25 protein-coding genes and 1 pseudogene are annotated in these 26,978 nt (G+C 62.5%); 21 read left to right on the top strand and 5 right to left on the bottom strand.

The window, feature by feature from the left end:
* Positions 1-177: 177 nt before the first annotated feature.
* From PSH91_RS26640 to selO, 5 genes and pseudogenes are all read left to right on the top strand, one after another.
* A pseudogene (locus PSH91_RS26640) lies at positions 178-900 on the top strand (MCP four helix bundle domain-containing protein); the annotation flags it as partial.
* Positions 901-930: 30 nt separating this feature from the next.
* Entirely contained in the window at positions 931-1,803 is an 873-nt protein-coding gene (locus PSH91_RS26635) for a methyl-accepting chemotaxis protein (RefSeq protein ID WP_370695185.1), read from the top strand.
* A 258-nt stretch (positions 1,804-2,061) separates the two neighbouring features.
* Positions 2,062-3,804 carry a potassium/proton antiporter gene (locus PSH91_RS02410; protein WP_047225926.1) on the top strand — a complete coding sequence of 581 codons (1,743 nt, stop codon included), beginning with the start codon at positions 2,062-2,064 and terminating at the stop codon, positions 3,802-3,804.
* A gap of 34 nt (positions 3,805-3,838) precedes the next feature.
* On the top strand, positions 3,839-7,201 hold the full coding sequence (gene mscK / locus PSH91_RS02405) for a mechanosensitive channel MscK (protein ID WP_274090509.1): 3,363 nt from the start codon (positions 3,839-3,841) through the stop codon (positions 7,199-7,201).
* A gap of 37 nt (positions 7,202-7,238) precedes the next feature.
* Positions 7,239-8,702 (top strand): protein adenylyltransferase SelO, encoded by a 1,464-nt coding sequence (gene selO / locus PSH91_RS02400; RefSeq protein ID WP_107321425.1) that lies wholly within the window; start codon positions 7,239-7,241, stop codon positions 8,700-8,702.
* 124 nt (positions 8,703-8,826) lie between these two features.
* On the opposite strand, the gene PSH91_RS02395 is transcribed toward selO, so the two are convergent.
* The 4 genes from PSH91_RS02395 to PSH91_RS02380 all read right to left on the bottom strand — a co-directional run bounded on the left by PSH91_RS02395 (position 8,827) and on the right by PSH91_RS02380 (position 11,038).
* On the bottom strand, positions 8,827-9,228 hold the full coding sequence (locus PSH91_RS02395; protein WP_076382957.1) for a type II toxin-antitoxin system HigA family antitoxin: 402 nt from the start codon (positions 9,226-9,228) through the stop codon (positions 8,827-8,829).
* The gene (locus PSH91_RS02390; RefSeq protein WP_188252186.1) at positions 9,225-9,521 is read right to left on the bottom strand and encodes a type II toxin-antitoxin system HigB family toxin; all 297 of its coding nucleotides are present in this window, start codon (positions 9,519-9,521) and stop codon (positions 9,225-9,227) included. Before PSH91_RS02390 ends, PSH91_RS02395 begins: the two co-directional genes overlap by 4 nt.
* 164 nt (positions 9,522-9,685) lie before the next feature.
* Positions 9,686-9,967, bottom strand: coding sequence for a hypothetical protein (locus PSH91_RS02385; protein ID WP_047225931.1), 282 nt, complete (start codon positions 9,965-9,967; stop codon positions 9,686-9,688).
* A 165-nt stretch (positions 9,968-10,132) separates the two neighbouring features.
* Positions 10,133-11,038 carry a LysR family transcriptional regulator gene (locus PSH91_RS02380; protein ID WP_188252209.1) on the bottom strand — a complete coding sequence of 302 codons (906 nt, stop codon included), beginning with the start codon at positions 11,036-11,038 and terminating at the stop codon, positions 10,133-10,135.
* A 156-nt stretch (positions 11,039-11,194) separates the two neighbouring features.
* On the opposite strand from PSH91_RS02380, the gene ycaC reads away from it, so the two are divergent.
* The gene (gene ycaC / locus PSH91_RS02375) at positions 11,195-11,821 is read left to right on the top strand and encodes an isochorismate family cysteine hydrolase YcaC (RefSeq protein WP_047225933.1); all 627 of its coding nucleotides are present in this window, start codon (positions 11,195-11,197) and stop codon (positions 11,819-11,821) included.
* Between the two features lie 173 nt (positions 11,822-11,994).
* Positions 11,995-12,417, top strand: coding sequence for a thioredoxin TrxC (gene trxC / locus PSH91_RS02370; protein ID WP_171061286.1), 423 nt, complete (start codon positions 11,995-11,997; stop codon positions 12,415-12,417).
* Positions 12,418-12,539: 122 nt separating this feature from the next.
* Here the strand turns inward: trxC and PSH91_RS02365 are convergent, their stop codons facing one another.
* Positions 12,540-13,310 (bottom strand): ParA family protein, encoded by a 771-nt coding sequence (locus PSH91_RS02365; protein WP_047225935.1) that lies wholly within the window; start codon positions 13,308-13,310, stop codon positions 12,540-12,542.
* A gap of 358 nt (positions 13,311-13,668) precedes the next feature.
* Here PSH91_RS02365 and PSH91_RS02360 point away from each other — a divergent pair, with 358 nt between their 5' ends.
* The 14 genes from PSH91_RS02360 to PSH91_RS02295 all read left to right on the top strand — a co-directional run bounded on the left by PSH91_RS02360 (position 13,669) and on the right by PSH91_RS02295 (position 26,974).
* Positions 13,669-14,388, top strand: a complete 720-nt coding sequence (locus PSH91_RS02360; protein ID WP_047226187.1) for a beta-ketoacyl synthase chain length factor — start codon at positions 13,669-13,671, stop codon at positions 14,386-14,388.
* Positions 14,364-15,173: a 1-acyl-sn-glycerol-3-phosphate acyltransferase gene (locus PSH91_RS02355; RefSeq protein ID WP_047225936.1), complete on the top strand. Its 810-nt coding sequence runs from the start codon at positions 14,364-14,366 to the stop codon at positions 15,171-15,173. Before PSH91_RS02360 ends, PSH91_RS02355 begins: the two co-directional genes overlap by 25 nt.
* The gene (locus PSH91_RS02350; protein ID WP_047225937.1) at positions 15,154-15,414 is read left to right on the top strand and encodes a phosphopantetheine-binding protein; all 261 of its coding nucleotides are present in this window, start codon (positions 15,154-15,156) and stop codon (positions 15,412-15,414) included. Before PSH91_RS02355 ends, PSH91_RS02350 begins: the two co-directional genes overlap by 20 nt.
* Before the next feature lie 9 nt (positions 15,415-15,423).
* On the top strand, positions 15,424-15,678 hold the full coding sequence (locus tag PSH91_RS02345; RefSeq protein WP_030140951.1) for an acyl carrier protein: 255 nt from the start codon (positions 15,424-15,426) through the stop codon (positions 15,676-15,678).
* A complete protein-coding gene (locus PSH91_RS02340) occupies positions 15,675-16,220 on the top strand; it encodes a hypothetical protein (protein WP_305467177.1) in 546 nt (181 codons plus the stop codon). Before PSH91_RS02345 ends, PSH91_RS02340 begins: the two co-directional genes overlap by 4 nt.
* Positions 16,217-17,896, top strand: coding sequence for an AMP-binding protein (locus PSH91_RS02335; RefSeq protein WP_107321424.1), 1,680 nt, complete (start codon positions 16,217-16,219; stop codon positions 17,894-17,896). The genes PSH91_RS02340 and PSH91_RS02335 overlap by 4 nt, the downstream gene beginning before the upstream one ends.
* A 161-nt stretch (positions 17,897-18,057) precedes the next feature.
* On the top strand, positions 18,058-18,792 hold the full coding sequence (locus PSH91_RS02330) for a glycosyltransferase family 2 protein (RefSeq protein ID WP_047225940.1): 735 nt from the start codon (positions 18,058-18,060) through the stop codon (positions 18,790-18,792).
* Positions 18,789-19,733, top strand: coding sequence for a glycosyl transferase (locus PSH91_RS02325; RefSeq protein WP_305467176.1), 945 nt, complete (start codon positions 18,789-18,791; stop codon positions 19,731-19,733). The genes PSH91_RS02330 and PSH91_RS02325 overlap by 4 nt, the downstream gene beginning before the upstream one ends.
* The gene (gene hutH, locus PSH91_RS02320; protein ID WP_047225942.1) at positions 19,714-21,258 is read left to right on the top strand and encodes a histidine ammonia-lyase; all 1,545 of its coding nucleotides are present in this window, start codon (positions 19,714-19,716) and stop codon (positions 21,256-21,258) included. Before PSH91_RS02325 ends, hutH begins: the two co-directional genes overlap by 20 nt.
* Positions 21,251-21,676, top strand: coding sequence for a thioesterase family protein (locus tag PSH91_RS02315; RefSeq protein WP_076382963.1), 426 nt, complete (start codon positions 21,251-21,253; stop codon positions 21,674-21,676). The genes hutH and PSH91_RS02315 overlap by 8 nt, the downstream gene beginning before the upstream one ends.
* Complete coding sequence (locus PSH91_RS02310) at positions 21,673-22,263, top strand: outer membrane lipoprotein carrier protein LolA (RefSeq protein WP_305467174.1); 591 nt, start codon at positions 21,673-21,675, stop codon at positions 22,261-22,263. Before PSH91_RS02315 ends, PSH91_RS02310 begins: the two co-directional genes overlap by 4 nt.
* Positions 22,247-24,586, top strand: a complete 2,340-nt coding sequence (locus PSH91_RS02305; RefSeq protein WP_173407461.1) for an MMPL family transporter — start codon at positions 22,247-22,249, stop codon at positions 24,584-24,586. Before PSH91_RS02310 ends, PSH91_RS02305 begins: the two co-directional genes overlap by 17 nt.
* 8 nt (positions 24,587-24,594) lie before the next feature.
* The gene (locus PSH91_RS02300) at positions 24,595-25,740 is read left to right on the top strand and encodes a sodium:proton antiporter (protein WP_370695184.1); all 1,146 of its coding nucleotides are present in this window, start codon (positions 24,595-24,597) and stop codon (positions 25,738-25,740) included.
* Positions 25,727-26,974 (top strand): NAD(P)/FAD-dependent oxidoreductase, encoded by a 1,248-nt coding sequence (locus tag PSH91_RS02295; RefSeq protein WP_047225947.1) that lies wholly within the window; start codon positions 25,727-25,729, stop codon positions 26,972-26,974. Before PSH91_RS02300 ends, PSH91_RS02295 begins: the two co-directional genes overlap by 14 nt.
* The last annotated feature ends 4 nt before the right edge of the window (positions 26,975-26,978 follow it).

Here is a 26,978-nt window from a genome sequence, read left to right as displayed (position 1 = left end):
TCGCTGGCGAGCTGTAAAGACTGTGAATGGAAGATCTGGTTCCCGCCCTTCGTCGCGCAGCAGGCGCCGCCCTGCGACAAAAGCACGCAGCGACTCAAGACTTTAGTCGTATGACCGATAAGTCAGGGAACACCTGTCACCACCCCCGCACGGACGCGCCCCCTTCCGGTACTTTCCATGTCCCTACGTAATATGAATATCGCGCCGCGGGCGTTCCTGGGGTTTGCCCTGATCGGCGCCCTGATGCTGGCCCTCGGGGTGTTCGCCCTGAGCCAGATGAGCAAAATCCGTGCATCCGGCGAAAGCCTCGTCCAGAACAGCGTGCCCAGCATCAAGGCCCTGGATGAATTCACCTCGCTGACCCTGCGTCTGCGCGTGCTGTCCTATCGCTTGCTGGTCAACCGCGAACCGGACGTCCAGCAGAAAACCTTCAGCTTGTTCGAGCAACGCAACCAGCAGATCCAGACGGCTCAAAGCGCCTACGAAAAACTCATCAGCTCCCCGCAAGAGCGGGCCGCCTACGATCAATACGTTCAATTGCTGGGCCAATACCGCCAGCTCGAAGAGCGGATGAAAACGTTGTCGCGCAACAATCAGCTCGATGAACTGCGCGCATTGCTCAACACTGAACTGCTGAGCAACTCAGACGCCATCAACGCGGCGATCGCCCGCTTGGTGGACATCAACAACCAGCAAGCCGAGGCCCTCAATCAGGGTGCGACCCAACAATATTCAACGGCCTTCAATTGGGTAGTCACGCTGCTGGTCATCGCCACCGGCCTGACCCTGCTGTTCGCCTGGCTGCTGACCAACAGCATTACCCGTCCGATCGGCAGCGCCCTGGACGCCGCCGAAGAAATCGCCAAGGGCAACCTGACCCGACCGATTACCGTGGATGGCAACGATGAAGCCGGTCGCCTGCTGCGGGCGATGTCGACCATGCAGGACAAACTGCGCGACACCCTGCAACGGATCTCCGGCTCGGCCACCCAACTGGCTTCCGCCGCCGAAGAGCTCAACAGCGTCACCGACGAAAGCGCCCGTGGCCTGACCCAGCAGAACAATGAAATCGAACAGGCCGCCACCGCAGTCAACGAGATGACCAGCGCCGTCGAAGAAGTGGCGCGCAACGCGGTCAGCACCTCCGAAGCCTCGAAAGACGCCACCGCCTCTGCCGGTGACGGTCGCGACCTGGTACAGGAAACTGTCAGCGCCATCGAGCGCATGAGCGCCGATGTGCAAAGCACCGCCACGTTGATCGGCGACCTGGCCAACGAGTCCCGTGACATCGGCAAGGTGCTGGACGTTATCCGCGGCCTGGCTGACCAGACCAACCTGCTGGCCTTGAACGCCGCCATCGAAGCGGCCCGTGCCGGTGAGGCCGGTCGTGGTTTCGCCGTGGTGGCCGACGAAGTGCGCGCTCTGGCCCATCGCACCCAGCAGTCGACCAGCGAGATCGAACGCATGATCGGCAGCATCCAGAGCGGCACCGAACACGCCGTGGATTCGATGCGCAACAGCACCGAACGTGCCGAGTCGACGCTGAACATCGCCCGTGGTGCCGGCCTGTCCCTGGACACCATCAACACCGCCATCGTCGAAATCAACGAACGCAACCTGGTGATCGCCAGCGCCGCCGAGGAACAGGCCCAAGTGGCCCGTGAAGTGGACCGCAACCTGGTGAACATCCGCGACCTTTCGGTGCAATCGGCCACTGGCGCCAACCAGACCAGCGCCGCCAGTGCCGAACTGTCGCGTCTGGCCGTGGACTTGAACAGCATGGTTGGGCGGTTCAGCCTTTAAGCGAAACCTGCCCTTGCGGCGTGGGGATTTATCCCCGCTGGGCTGCGAAGCGCCCCCCAATACTGTACTGCCATGCAGTCAGCAGGCGAGCGCTTCGCACTCGATCGGGGATAAATCCCCTCGCCACAAGGGCTGTGCCCTGCCCCCAATCCGCCAACCTTTTTTGACAGCATCACATTTCAACAGGTTAGAATCGCTGGCACGCAGACTGCATGGTCAGTTTGCGCCCGCCCCTCACGCTTGCTCGGAGTACTGCCTTTGACTGCGACGACCATCAACAGCCTGTTCTTGATCGGCGCGTTGCTGGTAGGTGCGAGCATTCTGGTCAGTTCTCTTTCGTCCCGCCTGGGCATCCCGATTCTGGTGATCATCCTGGCCGTGGGCATGGTTGCCGGTGTCGACGGCGCCGGGATTCTGTTCGATAACTACGCCACGGCCTATCTGGTCGGCAACCTCGCGCTGGCGGTCATTCTGCTGGACGGTGGCCTGCGCACGCGGGTGTCGAGCTTTCGCGTGGCGTTGTGGCCAGCATTGTCGCTGGCCACGGTTGGCGTCCTGATCACCACCGGGCTGACCGGCCTGGCGGCGGCGTGGCTGTTCAATCTGAACCTGATGCAAGGTCTGCTGATTGGCGCCATCGTCGGCTCGACCGATGCCGCGGCGGTGTTTTCGCTGTTGGGCGGCAAGGGCCTGAACGAGCGGGTCAGCGCGACGCTGGAGATCGAGTCCGGTAGCAACGACCCCATGGCAGTGTTCCTGACCGTAACCCTGATCGGCATGCTCGCCAGCGGTGAAACCGGTCTGCATTGGAACCTGCTGGGGCACTTGTTGCGTGAATTCGGCATCGGCGGGGTGATCGGCCTGGGTGGTGGCTGGCTGATGCTGCAACTGGTCAACCGCATCAACCTGGCCAACGGGCTCTACCCGATCCTCGTCATCAGCGGCGGCCTGGCGGTGTTCGCTCTGACCAATGCCCTGCACGGCAGCGGCTTCCTCGCGGTTTACCTGTGCGGCCTGGTGATCGGCAACCGCCCGGTGCGCAGCCGTCATGGCATCCTGCACATGCTCGATGGCATGGCCTGGCTGGCGCAGATCGGCATGTTCCTGGTGCTGGGGCTGCTGGTCACGCCCCATGACCTGTTGCCGATCGCCCTGCCGGCCCTGGGCCTGGCCTTGTGGATGATCCTGATCGCACGTCCGCTGTCGGTGATGGTGGGGCTGTTGCCGTTCAAGGCTTTCCATGGCCGCGAGAAAGTGTTCATTTCCTGGGTCGGCCTACGCGGCGCGGTGCCAATCATCCTGGCAGTGTTCCCGTTGATGGCCGGCCTGCCCAACGCCCAGCTCTACTTCAACCTGGCGTTCTTTATCGTGCTGGTGTCGTTGCTGGTGCAGGGTACGAGTCTGCCGTGGGTCGCCAAACTGTTGCACGTTACCGTCCCGCCAGAACCCCTGCCGATCTCCCGGGCAGCGCTGGAGGTCCACGTCACCAGCGAGTGGGAACTGTTCATCTATCGCCTCGGCGCGGAGAAATGGTGCATCGGCTCGCCCCTGCGGGATCTGAAAATGCCCGACGGTACACGGATCGCGGCCCTGTTTCGTGGCCAGCAACTGCTCCATCCGTCGGGTAGTACGGTGCTGGAAGTTGGTGATTTGCTGTGTGTGATCGGCCATGAACACGATTTGCCGGCCCTTGGAAAACTGTTCAGCCAGGCACCGCAAAGGGGCTTGGATCTGCGCTTCTTCGGCGACTTCGTACTCGAAGGAGACGCCCAGCTGGCCGCGGTTGCGGCCCTGTACGGGCTGAAGCTGGACGGCATCGATCCGGACATGTCCCTGGGCCGTTTCATCGCCCAGAAAGTCGGTGGCGCGCCAGTAGTCGGTGACCAGGTGGATTGGAACAACACCCTTTGGACCGTTGCGGTCATGGACGGGAACAAGATCGGCAAAGTGGGCGTCAGATTCCCCGAAGGAAGTCGCCCGGGTCCCGGCTTGTTCCTCTAAACTGCTCCCACTTTCACTTGCTCGACCGGTCTCTATGCCTACCCTGCGCTCCTTTTTAACCATTGCCCTGCTGGGCCTGAGTCTTTCCGTCTGCCCACTGCAAGCCGCCGAACCGCTCACCAGCGCTTCGGTCCAGGCCAGCCTGGACAAAATCGCTGACCGCAAACTGCCGGAAGCCGAGCAGAAGGCCTTGCAGGAGACCCTGCAAAAGACCCTGGCACAGCTCACCAGCAAGGCCGAATACGAGCAGAAGCTGGTCGATCTCAAACAACAGCTGGCCAGTGCCCCCAAGCAAAACATTGAAAACCAGCGCGAGCTGGCCCGGCTCAAGAGCACCCCCGTGGTGCCGGTGGCGCAGCGTTACGCCAACCTGCCGGTGCCCCAGCTCGAACAGATGCTGACGGACCGTTCCACCCAGCAGAGTGACCTGCAAAAAGCCCTGGCCGATGCCAACAGCCTGATCATCACCGCCCAGACCCGCCCCGAGCGCGCCCAGGCCGAAATCGCCAGCAGCCAGACCCGCATCCAGCAGATCAACACCATCCTCAAGACGGGCAAGGATGCCGGTAAAACCCTGAACGGCGAACAGCGCGACCAGCTCAACGCCGAACTGGCCGCACTCAATGCCCTGATTCCGTTGCGGCGCCAGGAGCTGGCCGGCAACAGCCAGTTGCAAGACCTGGGCAACAGTCAGCACGACTTGCTGACGGAAAAGATCGACCGCATGGAGCAGGAAATCCAGGACCTGCAGACGCTGATCAACCAGAAGCGCCTGGCCCAGTCCCAGGAAACGGTGACCCAGCAATCCATCGAAGCCCAGAAGGCCGGCGGCAGCAGCCTGCTGGCGACCGAAAGCACGGCCAACCTGAAACTTTCCGACTATCTGCTCAAAAGCACCGACCGCCTCAATGAGGTCACCCAGCAGAACCTGCAGACCAAGCAACTGCTGGACAGCGTTACCCAGACCGACGCGGCCCTGGACGAGCAGATCAGCGTACTCAAGGGCAGCCTGCTGCTGTCCAAGATTCTCTACAAACAGCGCCAGACCCTGCCGCGCCTGGAACTGGACAAGAATCTGGCGGACCAGATTGCCGACATTCGCCTGTACCAGTTCGAAGTCAGTCAACAACGCGAGCTGCTGAACAACCCAAGCGCCTATGTCGACAATCTGCTGGCCTCGCAGCCTGCCGAGCAAGTCACGCCGCAACTGCGCAAGACCCTGCTGGAACTGGCCCTGACCCGGGTCGACCTGCTGGAAAGGCTGAACCGCGAGTTGAGCGCGGTGCTTAACGAATCCATCACCTTGCAGCTCAACCAGAAGCAACTGCTCAGTACCGCCCAAAACTTGCGGGCGACCCTGGAAGAGCAAATGTTCTGGATTCCCAGCAACAAGCCGCTGGATTTCGAATGGATGCGGGGCGTGCCAGCGCGCCTGGAAAAACAGGTCGACTCGCTACCCTGGGCCTCGAGTCTCAGTGAGCTGGCGGACGGCCTGACCCAGCGGCCGCTGCTGTTCCTGCCCCTGGCGCTGCTCATCGGTGCGCTGCTGTGGCGACGCAAGAATCTGTATGCCCGGTTGAACAAGGTTCACCAGGACGTCGGCCACTTCAAGCGTGACAGTCAGTGGCACACCCCCCAGGCGATTCTGATCAATATCCTGCTGGCGATGCCGGTAGCCCTGGCGCTGGCCCTGTGCGGCTACGCCCTGCAGATCGACGCCCGGGGCCAGAACGCCAACCTCGGCGCGGCGCTGCTGCAGATCGGCCAGGCCTGGCTGGTGTTCTATACCGCCTATAGGGTGCTGGCGCCCGGTGGCGTGGCCGAGTTGCATTTCCGCTGGGAAAAACCCCAGGTCGAATTCCTCCAGGGCTGGATCCGCCGGCTCGGGCTGGTGGTACTGGCGCTGGTCGCGGTGGTGGCCGTGGCCGAATTGCAACCCTCGGCCCTGGCCGACGATGTATTGGGCATGCCGGTGGTGCTGACCTGCTACGCCCTGATGGCCTGGCTGCTCAGCCGCCTGTTGCTCAGCAGCCCGACCCACCAGAACACCTCGCTGTTCCGCAAGGCCGTCGGGGTGATGTTCACCGCGCTGCCAATCGCCTTGTTCGTAGCGGTGTGCTTCGGCTACTACTACACCGCGCTCAAACTCAGCGACCGACTGATCAATACCCTGTACCTGCTGATGTTCTGGCTGGTGATCGAGGCCACCTTCGTGCGCGGCCTGTCCGTCGCGGCGCGGCGCCTGGCCTACCAGCGCGCCCTGGCCAAGCGTCAGGCGACCAAGGAAGCCGGTGATGGCGAAGCAGTGGTCGAGGAGCCGACCCTGGACATCGAAAAGGTCAACGAACAGTCCCTGCGCCTGATCCGCCTGGCGCTGCTGGGCGGTTTCATCGCCGCGCTGTACTGGGTCTGGTCGGACCTGATCAGCGTGTTCTCCTACCTGGACAACATCACCCTCTACGAGTACACCAGCGGTACCGGCGCCACCATGAGCATGGTGCCCATCAGCATCGGTGACATGCTCGGCGCCCTGATCATCATCGGCATCACCTTCGCCCTGGCACGTAACCTGCCGGGACTTTTGGAAGTGTTCGTCCTGTCCAAGCTCAACCTGGCCCAGGGCAGCGCCTATGCCGCCACCACGCTGCTGTCCTATGTGATCGCCGGCATCGGCTTCGTCACCACACTGTCCACCCTGGGCGTGAGCTGGGACAAGCTGCAATGGCTGGTGGCCGCGCTCTCAGTCGGCCTGGGCTTCGGCATGCAGGAAATCTTCGCCAACTTCATCTCCGGGATCATGATCCTGTTCGAACGTCCGGTGCGGATCGGCGACACCATCACCATTGGCAACCTGTCGGGCACGGTCAGCAAGATCCGTATCCGTGCCACCACCATCACCGACTTCGACCGTAAAGACATCATCGTTCCGAACAAAACGTTCATCACCGGACAGTTGATCAACTGGTCGCTGACCGACACCGTCACCCGAGTAACCCTCAAGCTGGGTGTCGACTACGGATCAGACCTTGATCTGGTCAAGGAACTGCTGCTCAAGGCTGCCCGCGAGAACCCGCGCGTGCTGAAAGAACCAGAACCACTCGTGTACTTCCTCAACTTCGGGGAGAGTACCCTGGACCATGAGCTGCGCATGCATGTGCGCGACCTGGGTGACCGCAATCCTGTGCTGGACGAGATCAACCGGTTCATCAGTCGCGAATTCAAGAAGCAGAACATCAGCATTGCGTTCCGGCAGGTAGAAGTTTCCTTGAAAAATCTTCAAGGCCTCGAATACAAGCTGACACCTGTCTTGCCTGGAGACAAAACCGCGACGCCTGAGCCTCCCCTCACGCCAGGGCCCAAGTCCTTGCCAGAGCCGCCGGCAGCCACCCTCGACTGATCGCGCGAAGCCTGCGGGCATCGCGCCGGAGACGGCCATGAAAACCCTGGAAACATTGACCTTCGATAACCGCTTCGCCCGTCTTGGCGACGGTTTCTCGGCCCACGTGCTACCCGAGCCTATCGACAATCCCCGGCTGGTCGTTGCCAGCGACCAAGCCATGGCATTGCTGGACCTGGACCCGGTCGAAGCCCAGGCGCCGCTGTTCGCCGAGCTGTTCGGCGGACACAAGCTGTGGGCTGAAACCGAGCCCCGGGCGATGGTGTATTCGGGGCACCAGTTCGGCCATTACAACCCACAACTGGGGGACGGCCGCGGGTTGCTACTGGGGGAGGTATACAACGAGGCCGGGGACCACTGGGACCTGCACCTCAAGGGTGCCGGCCAGACACCGTTCTCACGCATGGGCGATGGACGGGCGGTATTGCGCTCCTCGATCCGCGAGTTCCTGGCGTCCGAAGCGCTGCACGCCCTGGGCATACCCACCACGCGGGCCTTATGCGTGATCGGTTCCGACACCCCGGTATGGCGCGAAAAGCAGGAGCGCGCCGCCATGGTGTTGCGGATGGCGCCGAGCCATGTGCGCTTCGGGCATTTCGAATACTTCTACTACACCAAAAAGCCCGAGTTGCATGCCACCCTCGCGGAGCATGTGCTGAACATGCACTTTGCCGAGTGCCGCGAACAACCGGAGCCGTACCTGGCGATGTTCCGCGAAATCGTCGAGCGCAACGCCGAACTGATCGCCAAATGGCAAGCCTACGGCTTCTGCCACGGTGTGATGAACACCGACAACATGTCGATCCTGGGCATCACCTTCGATTTCGGGCCGTTCGCCTTCCTCGACGACTTCGACGCCAACTTCATCTGCAACCACTCCGACGACCAGGGCCGCTACTCGTTCAGCAACCAGGTGCCAATCGGCCAATGGAACCTCAGCGCACTGGCCCAGGCCCTGACGCCGTTCATCAGCGTCGAGGCCCTGCGTGAAACACTCGGTTTGTATTTGCCGCTGTACCAGGCCCACTACCTGGACCTGATGCGCCGCCGCCTGGGCCTGACCAGCGCCGAGGAGGATGACCAGAACCTGGTGGAGCGCCTGCTGCAATTGATGCAAAACAGCGGCGTCGACTACAGCCTGTTCTTCCGCCGGCTAGGCGATCAGTCCCCCGAACAGGCCGTCGCCGCCCTGCGCGATGACTTCGTCGACCTCAAGGGCTTCGACGCCTGGGGCGAGCTATACGTTGCCCGCGTCAGCCGCGAAGGCCCTGTCGATCAAGACCTGCGTCGCGTCCGCATGCACGCGGTGAACCCACTGTATGTGCTGCGCAACTACCTGGCGCAGAAAGCCATCGACGCCGCCGAGGCAGGCGACTACGAAGAAGTCCGCCGCCTGCACACGGTGCTGAGCAGGCCGTTCGAAGAACAGCCGGGCATGGACAGCTACGCGCAACGCCCGCCGGAGTGGGGCAAACATCTGGAGATCAGTTGTTCGTCGTAAAACCTTCAGTCCTGCGAGGGCAAGGCATGTGGGAGCAAGGCTTGCCCGCGATGAAAGCAACTCGGTCTTCCCCATAAACCGAGGAGCCTGTATCGCGAGCAAGCTTTGCTCCCACAGGGAAACGTCAAATAAAGGTTTCAACCGACACGCCGAAGCGCCCCGCCAGCCAGCGGATCTGCCTCAAATTGAGCTGGCGCTTGCCGCTCAACACCTCCGATACCACCGACTGGGTGCCGACGCCCGGCAAGTCGCTCTGGCTCATCCCATGCTCGCGCATCAGGTAGCGAAGTGTCTCGACGCCGCTGGCCTTGGGCATTGGCCGATGTTGGTGATCCCAAGCCTCGATCCATTCGCCGATGATGTCCACCAGGCTCATAAGGGGATGGGCTTCGTCTTCACCAATCAATTCCAGCAATTCATCGAGAGCTGCGACCAACCGGTCGTAGTCCTCCTCGTTCCTGGGTTTGCGCAGCAGGGGCGACACAAACTCCCAATGGGCGGCGACTTGTTCGATTAGTGCACTCATCCCTTTTCCTCCTTCCACTTGCCTCTGTCGTATTCCTGATGATCCAGCACGCATTTGATGTACAAGCGCTGAGGCCGATAGCGAACCACGGCAATCAGTCGCAATTTATTGCCACCAATATCGAACACATGTAGCGGACCGACCTTGTCGGTTGCGGGAAAAATGGATTTCATCGCAGCGAAGTCAGCCGGGCTGTTGCGTTTGATAAGCCGATACCATTGATCCAGCGAATTGGCGCAGCGCGGCCATTTTTCCTTGGCCTCCCAGATGCGCTTCTCAGTGATCACATGCATGCAATGTCCTTATCGCATTTTGCTATGGAGGAGTTAAACACAGATCGGACGCATCGCAAATTGCGATAGAGCCAAATAGACAGAAGGTTGCCGAAGTGTTTTTTTAGCCTAGTCACTCAAGGCTTCAAGACTTCGGCAAAAATGTGAGCGGATGTGAGCCTTGCTCACCCCACCTTATCGTTGCCCTGCTCAGGCGTCTCGATGCCCGGTTCTGCCTCGCCACTCTCTGCTTCACCAGCCGGTTTGGCCGGCGGTTTTTTCTCGGGGTAGCCGGGCATGCCGCGGGCGTCTTCGGGAGTCAGTTCATCCCGTTCGTGGCGACGGTCGATGGCGTAGGACGGGGCGGCGTTCGGGTCTTCGTCGCGGCCGGCGGTGCCGAGTACGAAGCCGTCGTCGTTAGGGTTGGTGGGTGCCTGGGGGATGGTTGGGTCTTGAGGATTGCTCATGGGGCCTCCTGGGTTGCGAACAGGTGCTGTGTGTTTTTTGAGGGCCTGGGGCGTTTTCAGTGCGGCGCACCTGATGAATGGCAGTCTTGATAAATGTCCTGGGAAAATGCCTGGATCGTGAGTCCGCTCCCACAAGGGAAATCCGGTGGTAATGCTGCCTGCGCCCTACGCCATATCACTCTGGCTGAATTCTTCGGCCAGAAAATCAATCAGCGTGCGCACCGACGGCAGCAACCCGCGCCGGGAGGCGAAGATCGCATGGACGATCCCGCACTTGGGCGTCCAGCCCGGCACCAATTCCACCAGCCGGCCAGCAGCCAGGTCTTCGCGCACCACCACGGCGGGCAGGTGAGCGATGCCGATACCCGCCAGTACCGCGTGACGCAGGGCCAGCAGGTCATCGGTGACCATGCGTGGTTCATGGCGAATCAACGCGCTGGCGCCGTCCGGGCCGAACAATTCCCACTGGTATTCACGCTGCGCCGCCCCCCAGTGCACGCTCGGCAAACCGTGCAGGTCTGCCGGTGAAGCGGGTGAGGACAGGCGCTCGCGGTAGGCCGGGCTGCCTACCAGGCACTGGGTGCTGTTGCCCAGTACTTTCATGACCATGTCGGTGTTTTCCAGCGGCGGAAAACGTACCCGCAACGCGATATCGAACCCCTCATGGATCAGGTCGACCCGGCGGTTGGTGCTCTCAATGAACAACTCCACCCGTGGGTACTTGAGCATGTAGCGGGTCAGCATCGGCCCGACCCAGCTGTTGAGCAACGCTGTCGGGCAACTGATACGCACCAGGCCCTGGGGCTCGGAGCGGTTGCGCTCGATCACTTCGGCCGCGCTCTCGGCCTCGACCCGCATCGCCAGGCAGCGCTGGTAGTAGGCCTGGCCGATCTCCGTCAACGAGCAATGACGACTGGAGCGATGGATCAACCGCACCCCAAGGCGTTCTTCCAGTTGGGCAATGCGCCGGCTGAGCTTCGATTTGGGCATGTCCAGCGCTCGGCCGGCGGCGGCGAAACCGCCGTGCTCGACCACTTGGGTGAAGTAGTAAAGCGTGTTGAGGTCTTCGATGATCGTTCTCCAAATAGAACGCTAAGGCTGATTTTTGCAGTCTAGCGCATCAAAGGTGCCAGTTTTAATCTATGTCCATCGCTTAGCAACACACCAACACTGAAAACTTTAACCACGCCGAACCGTTCGGCAGCCAAAACTTAGAGGACTAACGCCATGACCACTTCCTACAAGCGTCTCGACAAAGATAACGCCGCCGTTCTGCTGGTGGACCACCAGGCTGGCCTGCTGTCGCTGGTGCGTGACATCGACCCGGACCGCTTCAAGAACAACGTGCTGGCCCTGGCCGACCTGGCCAAATACTTCGAGCTGCCGACCATCCTCACCACCAGTTTCGAAACCGGCCCCAACGGCCCGTTGATGCCCGAGCTCAAGAGCCTGTTCCCGGACGCGCCGTACATCGCCCGTCCCGGCCAGATCAACGCCTGGGACAACGAAGATTTCGTCAAGGCGATCAAAGCCACCGGCAAGAAGCAACTGATCATCGCCGGCGTCGTCACGGAAGTCTGTGTAGCCTTCCCGGCACTGTCGGCCCTGGCCGAAGGTTTCGAGGTGTTCGTGGTCACCGATGCCTCTGGCACCTTCAACGAGCTGACCCGTCAATCGGCCTGGGACCGCATGTCCTCCTCGGGCGCGCAATTGATGACCTGGTTCGGTCTGGCCTGCGAACTGCACCGCGACTGGCGCAACGATGTGGAAGGGCTGGCGACCTTGTTCTCCAACCACATCCCGGACTACCGCAACCTGATGACCAGCTACAACACGCTGACCAGCGCGAAGTAACCGGCAACGCGTAACCCCTGTGGGAGCGAGCCCGCTCGCGATGACGGCAGGACAGTCAATGACGTATTGACTGTCAGGCCGCAATCGCGAGCAGGCTCGCTCCCACAAGTGTTTGCGGTGTGCTCTACACGGTGGTCAAATCTTTACCAATGATCTTTTCTGGAGTTGTCCCAATGCTGATCCCCTGCCCCCACTGCAACGGGCTCAACCGCATCCCCGCCGAACGCCTGGGCGATGAGCCCAAGTGCGGGCGCTGCAAGGCCCAGGTGCTGTTGAGCAAACCGTTCGAACTCAAGCAAGGCGACTACGCCAGCCAGATAAAGGGTGACCTGCCGTTACTGGTGGATGTGTGGGCCGATTGGTGCGGGCCATGCAAATCCTTCGCGCCCGTGTTCGAACAGGCCGCCACGCAACTGGTGGGTAAATGCCGCCTGGCCAAGCTCGACAGCGAAGCCAACCAGCAGCTATCGGCACAGCTGGGGATCCGCTCGATACCCAGCCTGATCCTGTTCAAGGACGGCCGCGAAGTGGCGCGCCAGAGCGGGGCATTGCCGTTGCCGCAGTTGATGAGTTGGTTGCGCGGCCAGGGGATTTGACCTCAGCACTGTGGGAGCGAGCCTGCTCGCGATAGCGGACTGCCTGGCTACCTCTATGTTGAATGTGCCACCGCAATCGCGAGCAGGCTCGCTCCCACAGTGGACTTGTATACGCCAGTCAATCAGGCGCTTTCCAGCAAGCTATGCAACTCCATGAACTGCTGGGTCAGCTTGTGCCGCGGGTCCAGATGGATCAGGGGCAAGCTCGCCTGATGGGATTCTCGCATGCGCACCGAACTGCTCAGGTACACCGGCAAAACCGGCAAGCCTTCGGCAATGAGTTCGTCAAGGATCTGCTGCGGCAGGCTGGCCCGCGCCTGGAACTGATTGACGACGATGCCTTCGACTTCGAGCCCTTCGTTGTGGTCGTCCTTGAGCTCTTCTATTTCCGCCAACAGACCGTACAACGCCTGACGTGAAAAGCTGTCGCAATCGAAGGGAATCAGCACACGATCAGCGGCGATCAGTGCCGAAACCGCATAGAAGTTCAAGGCGGGCGGGGTATCCAGATAGATCCGGTCGTAATCCTCGCCCAGCTCTTCGAGCAACTTGCGCAGTTTGTTGATCTTGTGTTTCGCCTCAAGCTTGGGTTGCAGATCCGTCAGCTCGGCGGTGGCAGTGATGACGTGCAGGTTGTCGAACGGTGTTTCGTAGATATCCACCTTGTTCTTTTTCGAGAAGGGCCCGGACGACAGGGTTTGCTTGAAGAAATCGGCGATACCCATGGGGATGTCGTCGCCGGTAAGGCCCGTCAAGTATTGAGTCGAATTGGCCTGGGCATCCAGGTCCACCAACAGCGTGCGATACCCCTCGCTGGCACTGACCGCTGCCAGATTGCAGGCGATGCTGGACTTGCCCACGCCACCTTTCTGATTGAATACCACGCGCCGCATGTCAAAACCTCCGTGTATCAAAGATTCCCGAGTGTAGTAGGCCTCGATACCCCTTCGCTACCTTCGCTGCGGATGGACTACGACGCCGGAGGTTTTTTCCACCCCTGAAGCATCAACTTGGCGCGAGAGTGACAGAAACGTCCGACAGACATACTCGTCATAATCGCGACAATGGCTCTTGTCTGCGCCTGGACGAACGAACCGGTACATTTCGCTGAGCAAAATGTAACCAGCATTTGCTACAAGCCAACCGCACCCTGATAATGCGCGCCACTTGGGTCGCAAGACCATGCAGGGTTGGACGCGGGTCAAACCACTGAACCGTGACAATAAAAGCCCGCAGGGGTGGGGTGTATTTGTGATCAATTTCAACATCGCCCAATGGCGCGCGTGGGCCCCTGGGCTCGAAAGCGTGGACGACTGGCAGGCATGGAGCCGACAGCCGGTCGTGTTGCCCGCCAGCGATGCCGCCCCTGACGTTTCGTTTCTGCCGGCCATGCAGCGCCGTCGCCTCAGTCGCCTGGCGCGGATGGCCTTCAGCGTGGGCTGGCCGCTGGCCGAAGGCCGGTCGAACCTGCCGTTGGTCTTTATTTCCCGTCACGGCGAAACCCCGCGTACTTTTGAGATTCTCAAGGACCTGGCAGCCAACCAACCGTTATCGCCGACTCAATTCAGCCTGTCGGTGCATAACGCCGTGATCGGCCTGTGGTCGATCCTGCGCGGCGAAACCAGCGAAATGACCGCCCTGGCGGCCACGGGCGACGGGCTGGAACACGGGATCCTGGAAGCCGTTGCGCTGCTGAACGAGGGAGCGGCGGCGGTGCTGCTGGTGATCACCGAAGAGCAGCCGCCCCAGGTCTACGCTCCCTGGGTCAACGATGTGCCCTTCCCCTATGCAGTGGGCTTGCTGTTGACTCCAGGCGACGATTGGCAACTGGACCTGTCCACCCAGGCCGATCAAAGGCCCGCCAGCGACTGGCCCCATGCCCTGGGTTTGTTGCGTACGCTGCTGAACAACCTATCCACCTGCCAACATGCCTGGAAGAATCGTGTATGGACCTGGCAACGCAACCGGTGAACGGCAAACATCGCGACGCCTACTACTGGCGCCTGATCGCGACTGCGGCAAGCTTCGTCCTGTTCGGGCTAGGCGGGCTGTGCCTGCGATTGCTGGTGTTTCCATTGCTGGCCTGGCTGCCCGGCGACGCCCAGGCCCACCGCCTGCGAGCCCGCCGCACTGTGGGGCGACTGTTCTGGTTCTTTATCCGTTTCATGGCCCGCACCGGCGTGCTCACCTATCAGATCGACGGCGCGGAGAAACTCGGTCGCCCCGGGCAAATGATCATCGCCAACCATCCGTCGCTGATCGACGTGGTGTTCCTGATCGGCCTGGTGCGCGACGCCAACTGCGTGGTCAAGCAGAGCCTGTGGGAAAACCCCTTCACCCGCGGCCCGCTGCGTTCGACCCAATACATCAGCAACGACGGCAGCATGGACATGCTTGATGCCGCCAGCGACGCCCTGCAGGACGGCCAGAGCCTGATCGTGTTCCCCGAAGGCACCCGTACTCGGCCAGGCCAACCACCGGCCTTTCATCGGGGCGCAGCGGCCATCGCGCTGCGAGGTGCGAAAATCCTCACTCCGGTGACCATCAAGGTCAGCCCCACCACCTTGACCAAGGCCGAACCCTGGTATCGCATCCCTCAGCGCCGCGTGCACTTCAGTTTCCACGTGGGGGCCGATATAGATCCACAGGCGTTCGCCGCGCTCGGCCCTGCGCCGCAGGCTTCGCGCAGGCTCAACGATTTTCTGCATCACTATTACATCAAGGAGCTCGCCGAAGATGAGCGATCTGCACCATGACATCAAACAGCTGATCATCGACGCCCTCGGCCTGGAGGACATCAGCACCGACGATATCGGCGACCATCAGACCCTGTTCGGCGAAGGCCTGGGCCTGGACTCGGTGGATGCCCTGGAGCTGGGCCTGGCGATCCAGAGGGAGTACGGGATCAAGATCGATGCCGACGCCAAGGACACCCGCAACCATTTCAGCAATGTGGCAAGCCTTGCGGCCTTCGTCACTGCAAATCGCGTAGCCTGAGACCGGACCATGCAAACTCGTGACGACATTTTCAATACCCTGCGCGATGCTCTGGTCGAGCTTTTCGAGCTGGACCCTGAGCGCGTGACGCTGGAGTCGAACCTGTACCAGGACCTGGAAATCGACAGCATCGACGCGGTCGACCTGATCGACCACATCAAGCGCCAGACCGGCAAGAAGATCGCCGCCGAAGAGTTCAAGTCGGTGCGCACCGTCAACGACGTGGTCGAGGCGGTCTATCGACTGGTTCAACCGGCCGCATGACCCGGCTGATTGGCCTCGGCCTGCTGCTGGTGGGCCTGCTGTACCCCTTTGCGGTGTATTTCGGCATGGAGCATTTCGCCCCATGGCAGTTCGGCCTGCTGCTGGGTAGCCTGTGGCTGGCCCGGGCATTGCTCGGTAAAAGCGGGCCCGGCAGCCGCTGGATGGCGGTTACGGCAATTACCTTCAGTGTTTTGCTCGCGCTGTTCGACAGCCCGCTCCTGCTGCGCTGGTATCCGGTGCTGATCAGCGCCTTCATGCTCGGGCTGTTCGCCCTGAGTCTGAAATACGGTCCGCCGATGGTCGAGCGCCTGGCGCGCCTGCGCGAACCGCAGCTACCGGCCAACGCGGTGGTGTATACCCGCCAGGTCACGGTGGTCTGGAGTGTGTTTTTCCTGTGTAACGGCTTGCTCGCCGCCGCCCTCACCCTCTGGGCGCCGCTGAGCTGGTGGATGTTGTACACCGGCCTGATTTCCTACGGATTGATGGGGCTGCTGTTTGCCATTGAATGGCTTATACGACAACGGGTAAGAGGCCGCCCATGAATTGGATAACACTTGAGCAGATGTTGCTCAGCGCCCAGCCGGACCGTGCTGTGGCCGTCGACCCGGCGCTGAGCCACTCGCAACTGCGGGACGCGGCGCTGGGCCTGGCCGCCGGTCTGCAGGCCCGCGGCGTACGGCGCATAGCGGTGCACCTGGAAGACGCCGCCGACCTGGCGGTGGCCCTGCTCGGTGCCTGGCGCGCCGGGGCCAGCGTCCTGCTCCCGGCCGACCTGCAAGCCCAGACCCGCCAGCGCTGGTCGGCGGACGTCGACCTGTGGTTGACCGATCAACCCACGGACATCCGTCTCGACGACCTGCGACAAGCCCCCCTTGAGGCCACTGAACTGGACCTCGATCAGTGCTGGCTGAGCCTGTGCACCTCCGGGTCAAGCGGCGAGCCCAAGCGCATCGAGAAAAATCTGCGTCAGTTGAGCAACGAAGTCCAGGCCCTGGAACAATTGTGGGGCACCGACCTGGGCCCGGCCTGCGTGATCGGCAGCGTCGCCACCCAGCACATCTATGGCCTGCTGTTTCGGGTGCTGTGGCCGCTGTGTGCCGGGCGTACATTCGTGCGCCGGCAACTGGCTTTTCCCGAAGACCTGCAACGCGCCAGCCGTCAGTACCCGGCTTTTGCCTGGGTCGCCAGCCCGGCCTTGCTCAAGCGCATGGGCGATAACCTCGACTGGCCAGCCTTGAGCTGCGTACGCCGGGTATTCTCCTCCGGTGGTGCCTTGCCGACCGAGGCCGCCCAAAGCCTGCACCAGCGGCTGGGGCAATGGCCGACGGAAATCTTTGGCAGTTCGGAAACCGGCGGCATCGCCTGGCGTCAGGGCGCAGGCTTATGGCAGCCCTTCGCCGACGTAAAGCTGAGCCAGGACAGTGACGGCGCCTTGCTGATCGCCTCGCCTTATCTGCCGGCCGGCCATGTGGAACACACCGCCGACGCGGCGCGGATCGCCGGGGATGGACGCTTCGAACTGCTCGGGCGGCTGGATCGCATCGTCAAGCTTGAAGAGAAACGCATCTCCCTGCCCATGCTGGAACAGGCGTTGATCGCCCACGACTGGGTCAGCGAAGCCCGACTGGGGGTGGTCCAGGAAAACCGCGCCTCCCTCGGGGCGCTGCTGGTGCTGAGCGAAAGCGGCCTGCACGCCTTGCGCAACCTGGGTCGACGCGCCGTGACCGAGGCCTTGCGCCGTCACTTGAGCGAACACTGCGAAACCCTCGCCTTGCCTCGGCGCTGGCGCTGGCTGCGGCAGTTGCCGCTCAACGCCCAAGGCAAGCTGCCCCAGGCCGAAGTCGAAGCCCTGCTGATGGCTGCGCGCCCCAAAGCCCCGCAAGTGCTCGAACAGGTCGAAACCGACGGGCAATGGAGCCTGCAACTGCTGGTGCCCCCGGACCTGGCGTATTTCAGCGGCCACTTTCCCACCGCACCGGTCCTCCCCGGCGTGGTGCAGGTCGACTGGGCCTTGAGCCTGGGCCGACAACTGATGGACCTGCCGCCGCGGTTCGTCGGCATGGAAGTGCTGAAGTTCCAGCAACTGATGCGCCCCGGCGATGAAATCCAACTGCACCTGCGTTTCGACCGCGAGCGCGGCAAGCTGTACTTCGCTTATCGCAATGACACGGCGGCCTGTTCGAGTGGGCGGATTGTCCTGGGGGTGGCCGATGATTGATTCATGCAAAAACACCGCTCCGTTGTGGCGAGGGGATTTATCCCCGCTGGGTTGCGAAGCAACCACAAAAGCTGCGCAACGACACCGCCCGATGACGAGCGCTTCGCACTCGAGCGGGGATAAATCCCCTCGCCACAATGGAATGGGGCAGGACGGAAATTATGCATAACCCCTGCGCCGTCATCCCGGTCTACAACCACGAAACCGCCGTCGCGACCGTGGTGCAGGCACTGCTCGCCAACGGCTTGCCCTGCGTGCTGGTGGACGACGCCAGCAGCCCGGCCTGCGCGGCGGTATTGGAGCAGCTGGCCGAGGGCGAGCAGGTTCATCTGGTCAGGCTGGCGGTCAATCAAGGCAAGGGTGGCGCGGTGATGACCGGTCTGCGGGAAGCGTCGCGCCTGGGCTTCAGCCACGCCCTGCAGGTCGATGCCGACGGGCAACACGATCTTGGCGACGTAAGGAACTTCATCGAGCAATCCCGCGCTCACCCGGAGGCGGTGATCTGCGGTTATCCCCAATACGATGAGAGTGTGCCCAAAGGCCGCTTGTATGCACGCTACCTGACGCATGTCATGGTCTGGATCAACAGCCTGTCCCTGCAAATCCGCGACTCGATGTGCGGGTTTCGGGTCTACCCCCTGCCACCGGTCCTGACGCTGATCAATTCGGCGAACATTGGCAAGCGCATGGATTTCGACTCCGACATCCTGGTGCGCCTGGCCTGGCGCAATCAACCGATGCGCTGGTTGCGTACCCGGGTTCACTACCCCTTGGACGGGGTTTCGCACTTTCGCCTGTTCCACGACAACGTACTGATTTCCAGCATGCACACCCGGTTGTTCTTCGGCATGCTGGTGCGCTCCCCCCTGATTCTCTGGCGACGGTGGCGAACATGAGCCTTGAGACAGACAAGCAGCACTGGGCCGACCGCCAGGAGCGCGGCAGTTTCTGGCTGATGAAACTCACCGCGTTCGCCGCCAAGGTGTTGGGCCGCCGCTTATTGAGCCCGTTGCTCTACGGCATCGTCCTGTACTTCTTCATTTTCGGCCGCAGCGCCCGGCAGGCAGCCTGGCAATACCAGCAGCGCCTGGCCGACTGGAGCGGCCGCACCGAGCTGCGCCCAAGCCATTGGCGAGTATTCGGGCAGTTCATGGCGTTTGCCGACTCCCTGCTGGACAAGCTCGACGTCTGGAACGGCAAGCTGAGCCTGGAACAGATCGAAATCGTCGATCCGGCATTGCTGCGCAATCACTTGCGCGACGGCCGTGGGCAGATGCTGGTGGGCGCACACCTGGGCAACCTGGAAATGTGCCGGGCCCTGGCCGAGCTGGGCGAGAAAGTGACCATGAACGTGCTGGTGCACACCAAGCATGCCGAACAGTTCAATCGTTTGCTGGGGGAAGCCGGCGCCACGCATCTGCGGCTGATCCAGGTCAGCGAGCTGGACCCGGTGATCATGCTGCAACTGAGCGAACGCCTGGAACGCGGCGAGTGGCTGTCGATAGCCGGCGACCGCATACCGCTGCACGGCGCACGCACTGTGACCGTGGACTTCATGGGTCGCCCGGCGGCATTTCCCCAAGGGCCCTGGCTGCTGGCCGGGCTGCTCAAATGCCCGATCAACCTGCTGATGTGCCTCAAGCACGAGGGACGCTATCGGGTCACCCTCGAACCCTTCGCCGAGGCCGTGGTGTGGAAACGCAGCGACCGCGAGCAGGTCATCACCCATTGGGCCGGCCTCTACGCCCAGCGCCTGGCGCACTATTGCCTCCAGGCACCGCAACAGTGGTTCAACTTTTACCCTTTCTGGAAGACCGATGACGATGCCCACTCTTGAGCCGGTAACCTTCGGCGAACGCCCCTTGCGCATCGAGGACGTACTGGCCCTGGCCAATCGTCAGGTGCAGACGCGGTTGCAGGATGATCCGGCATTCCGCCAGCGCATCGCCAAGGGTGCGCAATTCCTCGACTCTTTGCTGGACAAGGAAGGCGTGATCTACGGCGTGACCACCGGTTACGGCGACTCCTGCGTGGTGGCCGTGCCGTTGCACCACGTCGAGGCCCTGCCCCGTCACTTGTATACGTTCCACGGTTGCGGCCTGGGCAAACTGCTGGACCCGCAGGCCACCCGCGCCGTGCTGGCCGCGCGTTTGCAGTCGCTGTGCCACGGCGTGTCCGGGGTGCGCGTGGAACTGCTGGAGCGGCTCCAGGCCTTTCTCGAACATGACATCCTGCCGCTGATTCCGGAAGAAGGCTCGGTGGGCGCCAGCGGGGACCTGACGCCCCTGTCTTACGTCGCCGCCACCCTCTCCGGCGAGCGGGAAGTGATGTTCGCTGGCGAACGCCGCCTGGCCGCCGATGTGCACCGCGAACTCGGTTGGACTCCGTTGGTGCTGCGGCCCAAGGAAGCCCTCGCGCTGATGAATGGCACCGCCGTGATGACCGGCCTGGCCTGCCTGGCCTTCGCCCGCGCCGACTACCTGTTGCAACTGGCAACCCGCATCACCGCGCTGAACGTGGTCGCGCTGCAAGGCAACCCGGAGCACTTCGACGAGCGCCTGTTCGCCGCCAAGCCGCATCCGGGGCAAATGCAAGTGGCCGCGTGGCTGCGCAAGGACCTGGCGATCGACGCACCCACCGCGCCGCTGCATCGCCTGCAGGATCGCTACTCCCTGCGCTGCGCCCCCCACGTGCTCGGCGTGCTGGCCGACAGTCTGAACTGGTTGCGTTCATTCATCGAAATCGAGCTCAACAGCGCCAACGACAACCCGATCATCGACGCCGAAGCCGAGCGCGTACTGCACGGCGGGCATTTCTACGGCGGGCATATCGCCTTTGCCATGGACAGCCTCAAGAACCTGGTGGCCAACGTCGCCGATCTGCTGGACCGCCAGCTCGCGCTATTGGTCGACGAACGCTACAACCACGGCTTGCCGAGCAACCTGTCCGGCGCCAGCGCCGAGCGAGCGATGCTCAACCATGGCTTCAAGGCGGTGCAGATCGGCACCAGCGCCTGGACCGCCGAAGCCTTGAAAAACACCATGCCGGCCAGCGTGTTCTCGCGCTCCACCGAATGCCACAACCAGGACAAAGTGAGCATGGGCACCATCGCTGCCCGGGATGCGATCCGCGTGCTGGAACTGACCGAACAAGTGGCCGCCGCGACGCTGCTGGCCGCCAACCAGGGCGTGTGGCTGCGCAGCCGTGCCGAAGATGCCCGACCGCTGCCGCCGGCCTTGGCCGACATGCACGAACAGCTGGCCGTGGATTTCCCGCCAGTCATCGAGGATCGCGCCCTGGAAGGCGAATTGCGCCTGTGCCTGCAACGCATCGCCGAACAACACTGGAGGCTGCATGCGTAGCCAAGGGGTGTTGCACGTCGAAACGCAGATCGTGGTGCCGTTTTTCGATGTCGATTCGATGAACGTGGTCTGGCACGGTCATTACGTCAAGTACCTGGAAGTGGCCCGCTGCGCCTTGCTCGACCTGATCGGCCACAACTACAACGACATGCTCGCATCCGGCTATGCGTGGCCGGTGATCGACCTGCAACTGCGCTACGTGCGCAGCGCCGTGTTCGGTCAGACCCTGACCGTGCGCGCCAGCCTGGTGGAATGGGAGAACCGCCTGAAGATCAATTACCTGATCAGCGACGCAGCCACGGGTGAACGTCTGACCCGCGCCAGCTCGGTGCAAGTGGCGGTGGACGTCGCGAGTCGCGAAATGCTGCTGGCCTCGCCGCGGGTCTTTGTCCAAGCCGTCGAGAGGAAACTACCGTGAAACGCCTGTTCATCTGGCTGCTGTGGGGCTTGGCGCCCTTTGCCCAGGCGTTCGACTTGCAACAGTTGAGCGAACAACTGGCGCGCCCGGACGTGATCCACGGCCAGTTCATCCAGGAAAAACACCTGCGCGCCCTGCCCCAGCCGCTCACCAGCAAGGGCCGTTTCGTATTGGCAAAAAACCATGGCCTGCTGTGGCTGCTGCAAACCCCGCTGCAGCAGGATTACCGCATCACCCCCCAGGGAATCGCCCGGCGCGATGGCGGCACCTGGCAGACACTGCCGAACAAGAGTGCCGGCGCCGAACAGAATCGGTTGTTCCTTGCGGTGTTACAGGGCGACAGCAGCGGCCTGCAACGGGACTTCGACCTCAGTCTGTCGGGCCAACCGCAGCAGTGGAAGCTCACCTTGACCCCGCGCTCGGTGCTGCTCAAACAAATCTTCAACCAGATCAACATCGATGGCGGCGAACTGGTGCAGCGTATCGAACTGCTGGAAACCCAGGGTGACCGTACCGTGCTGCGCATGCAAAACAGCACCAGCGCGAAAGCCTTGAGCGAAGCGGAGCAACATGACTTTGCCGAGTGAACACAAGCTGCCGCGACTGTTCCTGATTCTGCTGTTGGCGGTGATGGCGCTGGCCGGTTGGCAGTGGCGCAATGGCGCGCCGCTGTCGGCCAACCTCATGGAGCTGGTGCCCGGTACCGCTCCTGATGCGCTTGAACTCATCGCCGAACAACGCATGCAAGAACCCCTCAACCGCGAGGTGCTACTACTGGTCGGGCACACCGAGCGCCAACAGGCGATCGCTTTGGCGCAAACCCTTGGCGAGCAATGGCAAGCCAGCGGTTTGTTCGACAAGGTCCAGTGGACGTTGCAGGCCGATCTGCCGGCCTTGCGCGCGCAATTGCTCAAGGGGCGACTGGCAATGCTCTCGGCCGCGGATCGGCAACAATTGATCGATCAGCCCCAGGCCTTCATCCAGCAACGGGTGCAGGCGCTCTTCGATCCGTTCAGCGGCTTCAGCCTGGTGCCGAGCCAGGACGACTGGCTGGGCCTGACCGGGCGCATCCAGAACAGCCAGCCCCAACGCGGTGCGATACAGCTGGACGTGGGCAGCGGCGCGCTGATTGCCGAAGCCGACGGCAAAAACTGGGTGATGCTGCGGGCCCGCACCCATGGCAACGCTTTCGACATGGACCTGCCGCTGCAAGTGGCCGACCTGCTGCAACGCAGCCGTGATCAGGCGGGCCTGGCCCAAGGGCAATTGCTGGCGGCCAGCGGCCTGCTGTACGCCGCCAGTGGCCAACAACAGGCTTCGCGGGAAATCACCTGGGTGGGCGGCGGGGCGACAATCGGCATTTTGCTGTTGCTGTTGCTGGCCTTCCGACGCTTGCGAGCGTGGCTGGCATTCGTGCCGGTACTGGTGGGTATCCTGTTCGGCGCGGTGGCCTGCGTGGCGCTGTTCGGTCGCATGCATGTCATGACCCTGGTGCTGGGTTCCAGCCTGATCGGTGTGGCGGTGGATTATCCGCTGCACTACCTGTCCAAAAGCTGGAGCCTCAAACCGTGGCGCAGTTGGTCGGCCCTACGCCTGACCCTGCCGGGACTGAGCCTGAGCCTGGCGACCACCTGCATCGGCTACCTGGCCCTGGCCTGGACGCCGTTCCCGGCCCTGACCCAGATCGCGATCTTTTCCGCCGCCGGTTTGATCGGTGCTTACCTGACAGCGGTTTGTCTCTTGCCGGCACTGCTCAAGGGCGTGGACTTACACCCGGCCCAGTGGCCGCTGCGGCTGTGCGAACACCTGCTCAGGGCGCGCGAAGCGTTGCTGGCGCGGGTGCGAACACCGGTCTTGTTAGGGCTCTTGCTGATCTTCTGCGCCGGCGGCCTCTGGCAACTGACCACGAAAAACGACATTCGCCAATGGATCGGCACGCCTGAGCAGTTGACCGACGAAGCCCAGGCCATCGCCCGTATCACCGGCTTCCAACCCACCAGCCAATTCTTCCTGATCCGCGCCGATAATCAGTCACACCTGCTGGAACGTCAGACGGTGCTCAACGAGCGGCTGGAGCAGTTGATTGGCCTGGAGAAGCTGGAGGGCTACCTGTCGCTGAACCAACTGGTCAGCCCGCCCGCCGAACAGCAGAAAGTGCGTGACGCCCTGGCCCGGTTGCCGGCGTTCTGGCAACCGCTGCTGGACCTGGGAGTGCCGGTCGCCGCACTGCAAGCCGAACTGACGCAATTGCAGGCCTTGCCGGTGACCGACATCGATACCGCACTGGCCGGCCCCCTGGCCGAACCGTACCGCACACTCTGGCTCGGCCCGACGGCGGAGGGCGTGGCGGCGGTGGTCAGCCTGCAAGGCTTGAATGATGCAGCGCTGCTCAGGGTGCAGACGCTGGATCTGCCCGGCGTACAACTGGTCGATCGTCTGGGGGACCTGAACCGGGTCTTTGCCGCCACGCAAGTCAGCGCCGCCGAATTGAAACTGGCCTCCTGCGTGCTCATCTTGCTGTTATTGACCTGGCCGTTCGGTGTCGGCGGCGCCCTTCGCGTCGTCGCCCTGCCGTTGTTGGCGGCGCTGTGCAGCCTGGCGAGCCTCGGCTGGCTGGGCCAGCCACTGACCCTGTTCGGTCTGTTCGGTCTGTTGCTGGTCACCGCCATCGGTGTCGATTACGCGATCCTGATGCGCGAACAGATAGGCGGCGCCGCGGTGAGCCTGCTGGGCACCCTGCTGGCGGCAGTCACCACCTGGTTGTCGTTCGGCCTGTTGGCAGTTTCCAGCACGCCGGCGGTGAGCAACTTCGGCCTGGCGGTCAGCCTGGGGCTGGCCTTCAGTTTCATGCTGGCGCCGTGGGCCGGGCATCAGACCCACGCGGCAGCGGTTACGGAGCCGGCCCAGTGATCATCCTGATGTTCTGGCTCATGGCCCTGGGGCTGTTCGCGGTGGCGACAGTCATCGGTCGTCGCTTCGGACTGATCCCGATTGTCAGCCAACTGCTGTTTGCGACGCTTGGCCTGCCGTTGCTGATGTACTTCTGGATCGAACCAGGCTGGCAGCTCAACGGCGCGCAACTGGTGGCGCCGGTGTGGCTGAGCAATCTCTACAGCCTCGCCTTCGCCCTGTTGCTGGGGCACATCCTCAGCGACGTGATCGACCTGCGGCTGGACCGCCAGAGCGTGAAAGTCGCCCTGCCCAGCTTCGGCGTTCCATTCGCCTGCGGTTTGGCGACCGCGCTCTGGCTGCTGCCGCCCCAGCCCTGGATCAGTTCCCTGGCGGTGGGGCTGCTGTTTGCGATCACCGCCATTCCGGTGCTGTACCTGTACCTGCGTCACATCGACTACCCGCCCGCCGCCACACGGCGCCTGGTGCAAACCGCGATTCTGATCGACTTGATCTGCTGGAGCCTGTTCGCCCTGGCCCAAGGCAGCCTGCACCTGGCCAGCCTGTTGCTGCCGTTGGCCGGTGCCTGTGTGCCGCTGCTGTTGCGACTGCTTGGCCTGCGCCAGCCGCTGCTGCACAGCGGGATCTTTTTCGCCCTGCTGGTGGTGGCCGAACACTACCGGCTCAACGCGCTGATTGTCGGCATCGGCTATCTGCTGTGCATGGCCGCGCTCAAGGTGCCGCTGGTGTTGCCGCTCAACACGAACTGGATGCAAGGTTTGCAGACCTACCTGGCGATCCCGCTGATCCTCACCTTCGGCATCGTGCAGATCAACGTCCACAGCGCCCTGAGTCGCCTCGACTGGCTCCAGATCGGCGCATTGCTGCTGTTACCCATCGCCAGCAAACTGCTGGGCAACTGGCTGGGACTGGGCTGGGCCGGGGCCTCGTTCCCCGGCGCCAGTCGCTGGCGCGAAAGTGTCTTGCTGAACATTCGCGGCTTGAGTGAAATCGTGTTCCTCAACCTGCTGTTACAACAACAGCTCATCAGCCCGGCGGTGTACTTTGCGCTGATGCTGATGGGCCTGATCGCGACATTGCTGCCGGCCCTGGCCGGCTTCCACCGTATTCCCTCGATTGCCGTCCCGGCCAGGAGCTCCAGTGCCAACAGTTGAAATGGAACGTCGACAGGTCGTCGTCATCGGCGCAGGTCCCTCTGGCGCTATCGCCGCCGCGCTGCTCAAGCGCAAGGGCCACGATGTGCTAGTCATCGAGCGCCAGCATTTCCCACGGTTTTCCATCGGCGAAAGCCTGTTGTCCCATTGCCTGGACTTCGTCGAAGAGGCCGGCATGCTCGAGGCGGTGAATGCCGCCGGGTTTCAGCGCAAGAATGGCGCGGCGTTCGCCTGGGGCGAGCGCTACAGCGCCTTCGATTTCGGCGATACCTTCAGCAAAGGCAAGCCCACCACCTTCCAGGTGCAGCGCGCCGACTTCGACAAGCTGCTGGCCGATCAGGCGGCGTTGCAAGGTGTCGAGATCCGTTATGGACAGGCCATCACCGGCGCCGACTTCTCACTTGCCAAACCACAACTGGGCGTCCAGCGCGAAGACGGCAGCGCGTATCTCGTCGAGGCCGATTTCGTCCTCGACGCCAGCGGCTATGGCCGGGTCTTGCCACGCCTGCTGGACCTTGAGGCGCCCTCGAACTTTCCGCTGCGCCAGGCGGTGTTCACCCACATCGAAGATTGCATCGATGCCCCAACCTTCGACCGCGAAAAAATCCTTATCACCACTCACCCGACCCAACGCGATGTGTGGTTCTGGACCATCCCGTTCAGCGACGGGCGCTGTTCAGTCGGCGTGGTCGCGGCGGCGGAACATTTCGCCGGTCGCACTGACGATCTTGACGCTTGCCTGCGCGGCTTCATCGACGAAACACCAAGCCTGGCCGGTGTACTCAGCAACGCGATATGGGACACCCCGGCGCGAACCATCGGCGGCTACTCGGCCAATGTCAAAACGCTGCATGGCCCAGGCTTCGCCCTGCTGGGCAACGCCGCGGAGTTCCTCGACCCGGTGTTCTCTTCCGGCGTGACCATCGCCATGCGCTCGGCCAGCATGGCCGCTGGGGTGCTGCATCGGCAGTTGCAAGGAGAAAGCGTGGACTGGCAAAGCGAATTCGCCGAGCCACTCAAACGTGGCGTCGACACCTTCCGCTGCTACGTCGAGGGCTGGTACGCCGGCACCTTCCAGGACGTGATTTTCTACACCGACGGCTCGCCAGACATTCGCCGCATGATCAGCGCGATCCTGGCCGGTTACGCCTGGGATGAGCGCAATCCGTTCGTTAGCGAACCCAAGCGGCGCCTGCGCATGCTGTCGGAAATCTGTGCGAGCCCGGCACCATGAGAAA

Origin of the sequence: Pseudomonas sp. FP1154 (assembly GCF_030687245.1) — a bacterium.
Lineage (GTDB): Bacteria > Pseudomonadota > Gammaproteobacteria > Pseudomonadales > Pseudomonadaceae > Aquipseudomonas > Aquipseudomonas rhizophila.
The sequence above is the reverse complement of the archived record's forward strand: the minus strand, read 5'-3'. Positions and strand labels throughout refer to the sequence as shown.

What these genes read in the sequence shown, in the direction of transcription:
- trxC (WP_171061286.1), top strand. Translation starts at nt 11,995, where the DNA reads ATGCTGATCCCCTGCCCCCACTGCAACGGGCTCAACCGCATCCCCGCC.
- PSH91_RS02395 (WP_076382957.1), bottom strand. Translation starts at nt 9,228, where the DNA reads ATGAGTGCACTAATCGAACAAGTCGCCGCCCATTGGGAGTTTGTGTCG.
- mscK (WP_274090509.1), top strand. Translation starts at nt 3,839, where the DNA reads ATGCCTACCCTGCGCTCCTTTTTAACCATTGCCCTGCTGGGCCTGAGT.
- PSH91_RS02385 (WP_047225931.1), bottom strand. Translation starts at nt 9,967, where the DNA reads ATGAGCAATCCTCAAGACCCAACCATCCCCCAGGCACCCACCAACCCT.
- PSH91_RS02305 (WP_173407461.1), top strand. Translation starts at nt 22,247, where the DNA reads ATGACTTTGCCGAGTGAACACAAGCTGCCGCGACTGTTCCTGATTCTG.
- PSH91_RS02390 (WP_188252186.1), bottom strand. Translation starts at nt 9,521, where the DNA reads ATGCATGTGATCACTGAGAAGCGCATCTGGGAGGCCAAGGAAAAATGG.
- PSH91_RS02340 (WP_305467177.1), top strand. Translation starts at nt 15,675, where the DNA reads ATGACCCGGCTGATTGGCCTCGGCCTGCTGCTGGTGGGCCTGCTGTAC.
- ycaC (WP_047225933.1), top strand. Translation starts at nt 11,195, where the DNA reads ATGACCACTTCCTACAAGCGTCTCGACAAAGATAACGCCGCCGTTCTG.
- PSH91_RS02315 (WP_076382963.1), top strand. Translation starts at nt 21,251, where the DNA reads ATGCGTAGCCAAGGGGTGTTGCACGTCGAAACGCAGATCGTGGTGCCG.
- PSH91_RS02330 (WP_047225940.1), top strand. Translation starts at nt 18,058, where the DNA reads ATGCATAACCCCTGCGCCGTCATCCCGGTCTACAACCACGAAACCGCC.
- hutH (WP_047225942.1), top strand. Translation starts at nt 19,714, where the DNA reads ATGACGATGCCCACTCTTGAGCCGGTAACCTTCGGCGAACGCCCCTTG.
- PSH91_RS02365 (WP_047225935.1), bottom strand. Translation starts at nt 13,310, where the DNA reads ATGCGGCGCGTGGTATTCAATCAGAAAGGTGGCGTGGGCAAGTCCAGC.
- selO (WP_107321425.1), top strand. Translation starts at nt 7,239, where the DNA reads ATGAAAACCCTGGAAACATTGACCTTCGATAACCGCTTCGCCCGTCTT.
- PSH91_RS26635 (WP_370695185.1), top strand. Translation starts at nt 931, where the DNA reads ATGTCGACCATGCAGGACAAACTGCGCGACACCCTGCAACGGATCTCC.
- PSH91_RS02345 (WP_030140951.1), top strand. Translation starts at nt 15,424, where the DNA reads ATGCAAACTCGTGACGACATTTTCAATACCCTGCGCGATGCTCTGGTC.
- PSH91_RS02300 (WP_370695184.1), top strand. Translation starts at nt 24,595, where the DNA reads ATGTTCTGGCTCATGGCCCTGGGGCTGTTCGCGGTGGCGACAGTCATC.
- PSH91_RS02355 (WP_047225936.1), top strand. Translation starts at nt 14,364, where the DNA reads ATGGACCTGGCAACGCAACCGGTGAACGGCAAACATCGCGACGCCTAC.
- PSH91_RS02325 (WP_305467176.1), top strand. Translation starts at nt 18,789, where the DNA reads ATGAGCCTTGAGACAGACAAGCAGCACTGGGCCGACCGCCAGGAGCGC.
- PSH91_RS02350 (WP_047225937.1), top strand. Translation starts at nt 15,154, where the DNA reads ATGAGCGATCTGCACCATGACATCAAACAGCTGATCATCGACGCCCTC.
- PSH91_RS02335 (WP_107321424.1), top strand. Translation starts at nt 16,217, where the DNA reads ATGAATTGGATAACACTTGAGCAGATGTTGCTCAGCGCCCAGCCGGAC.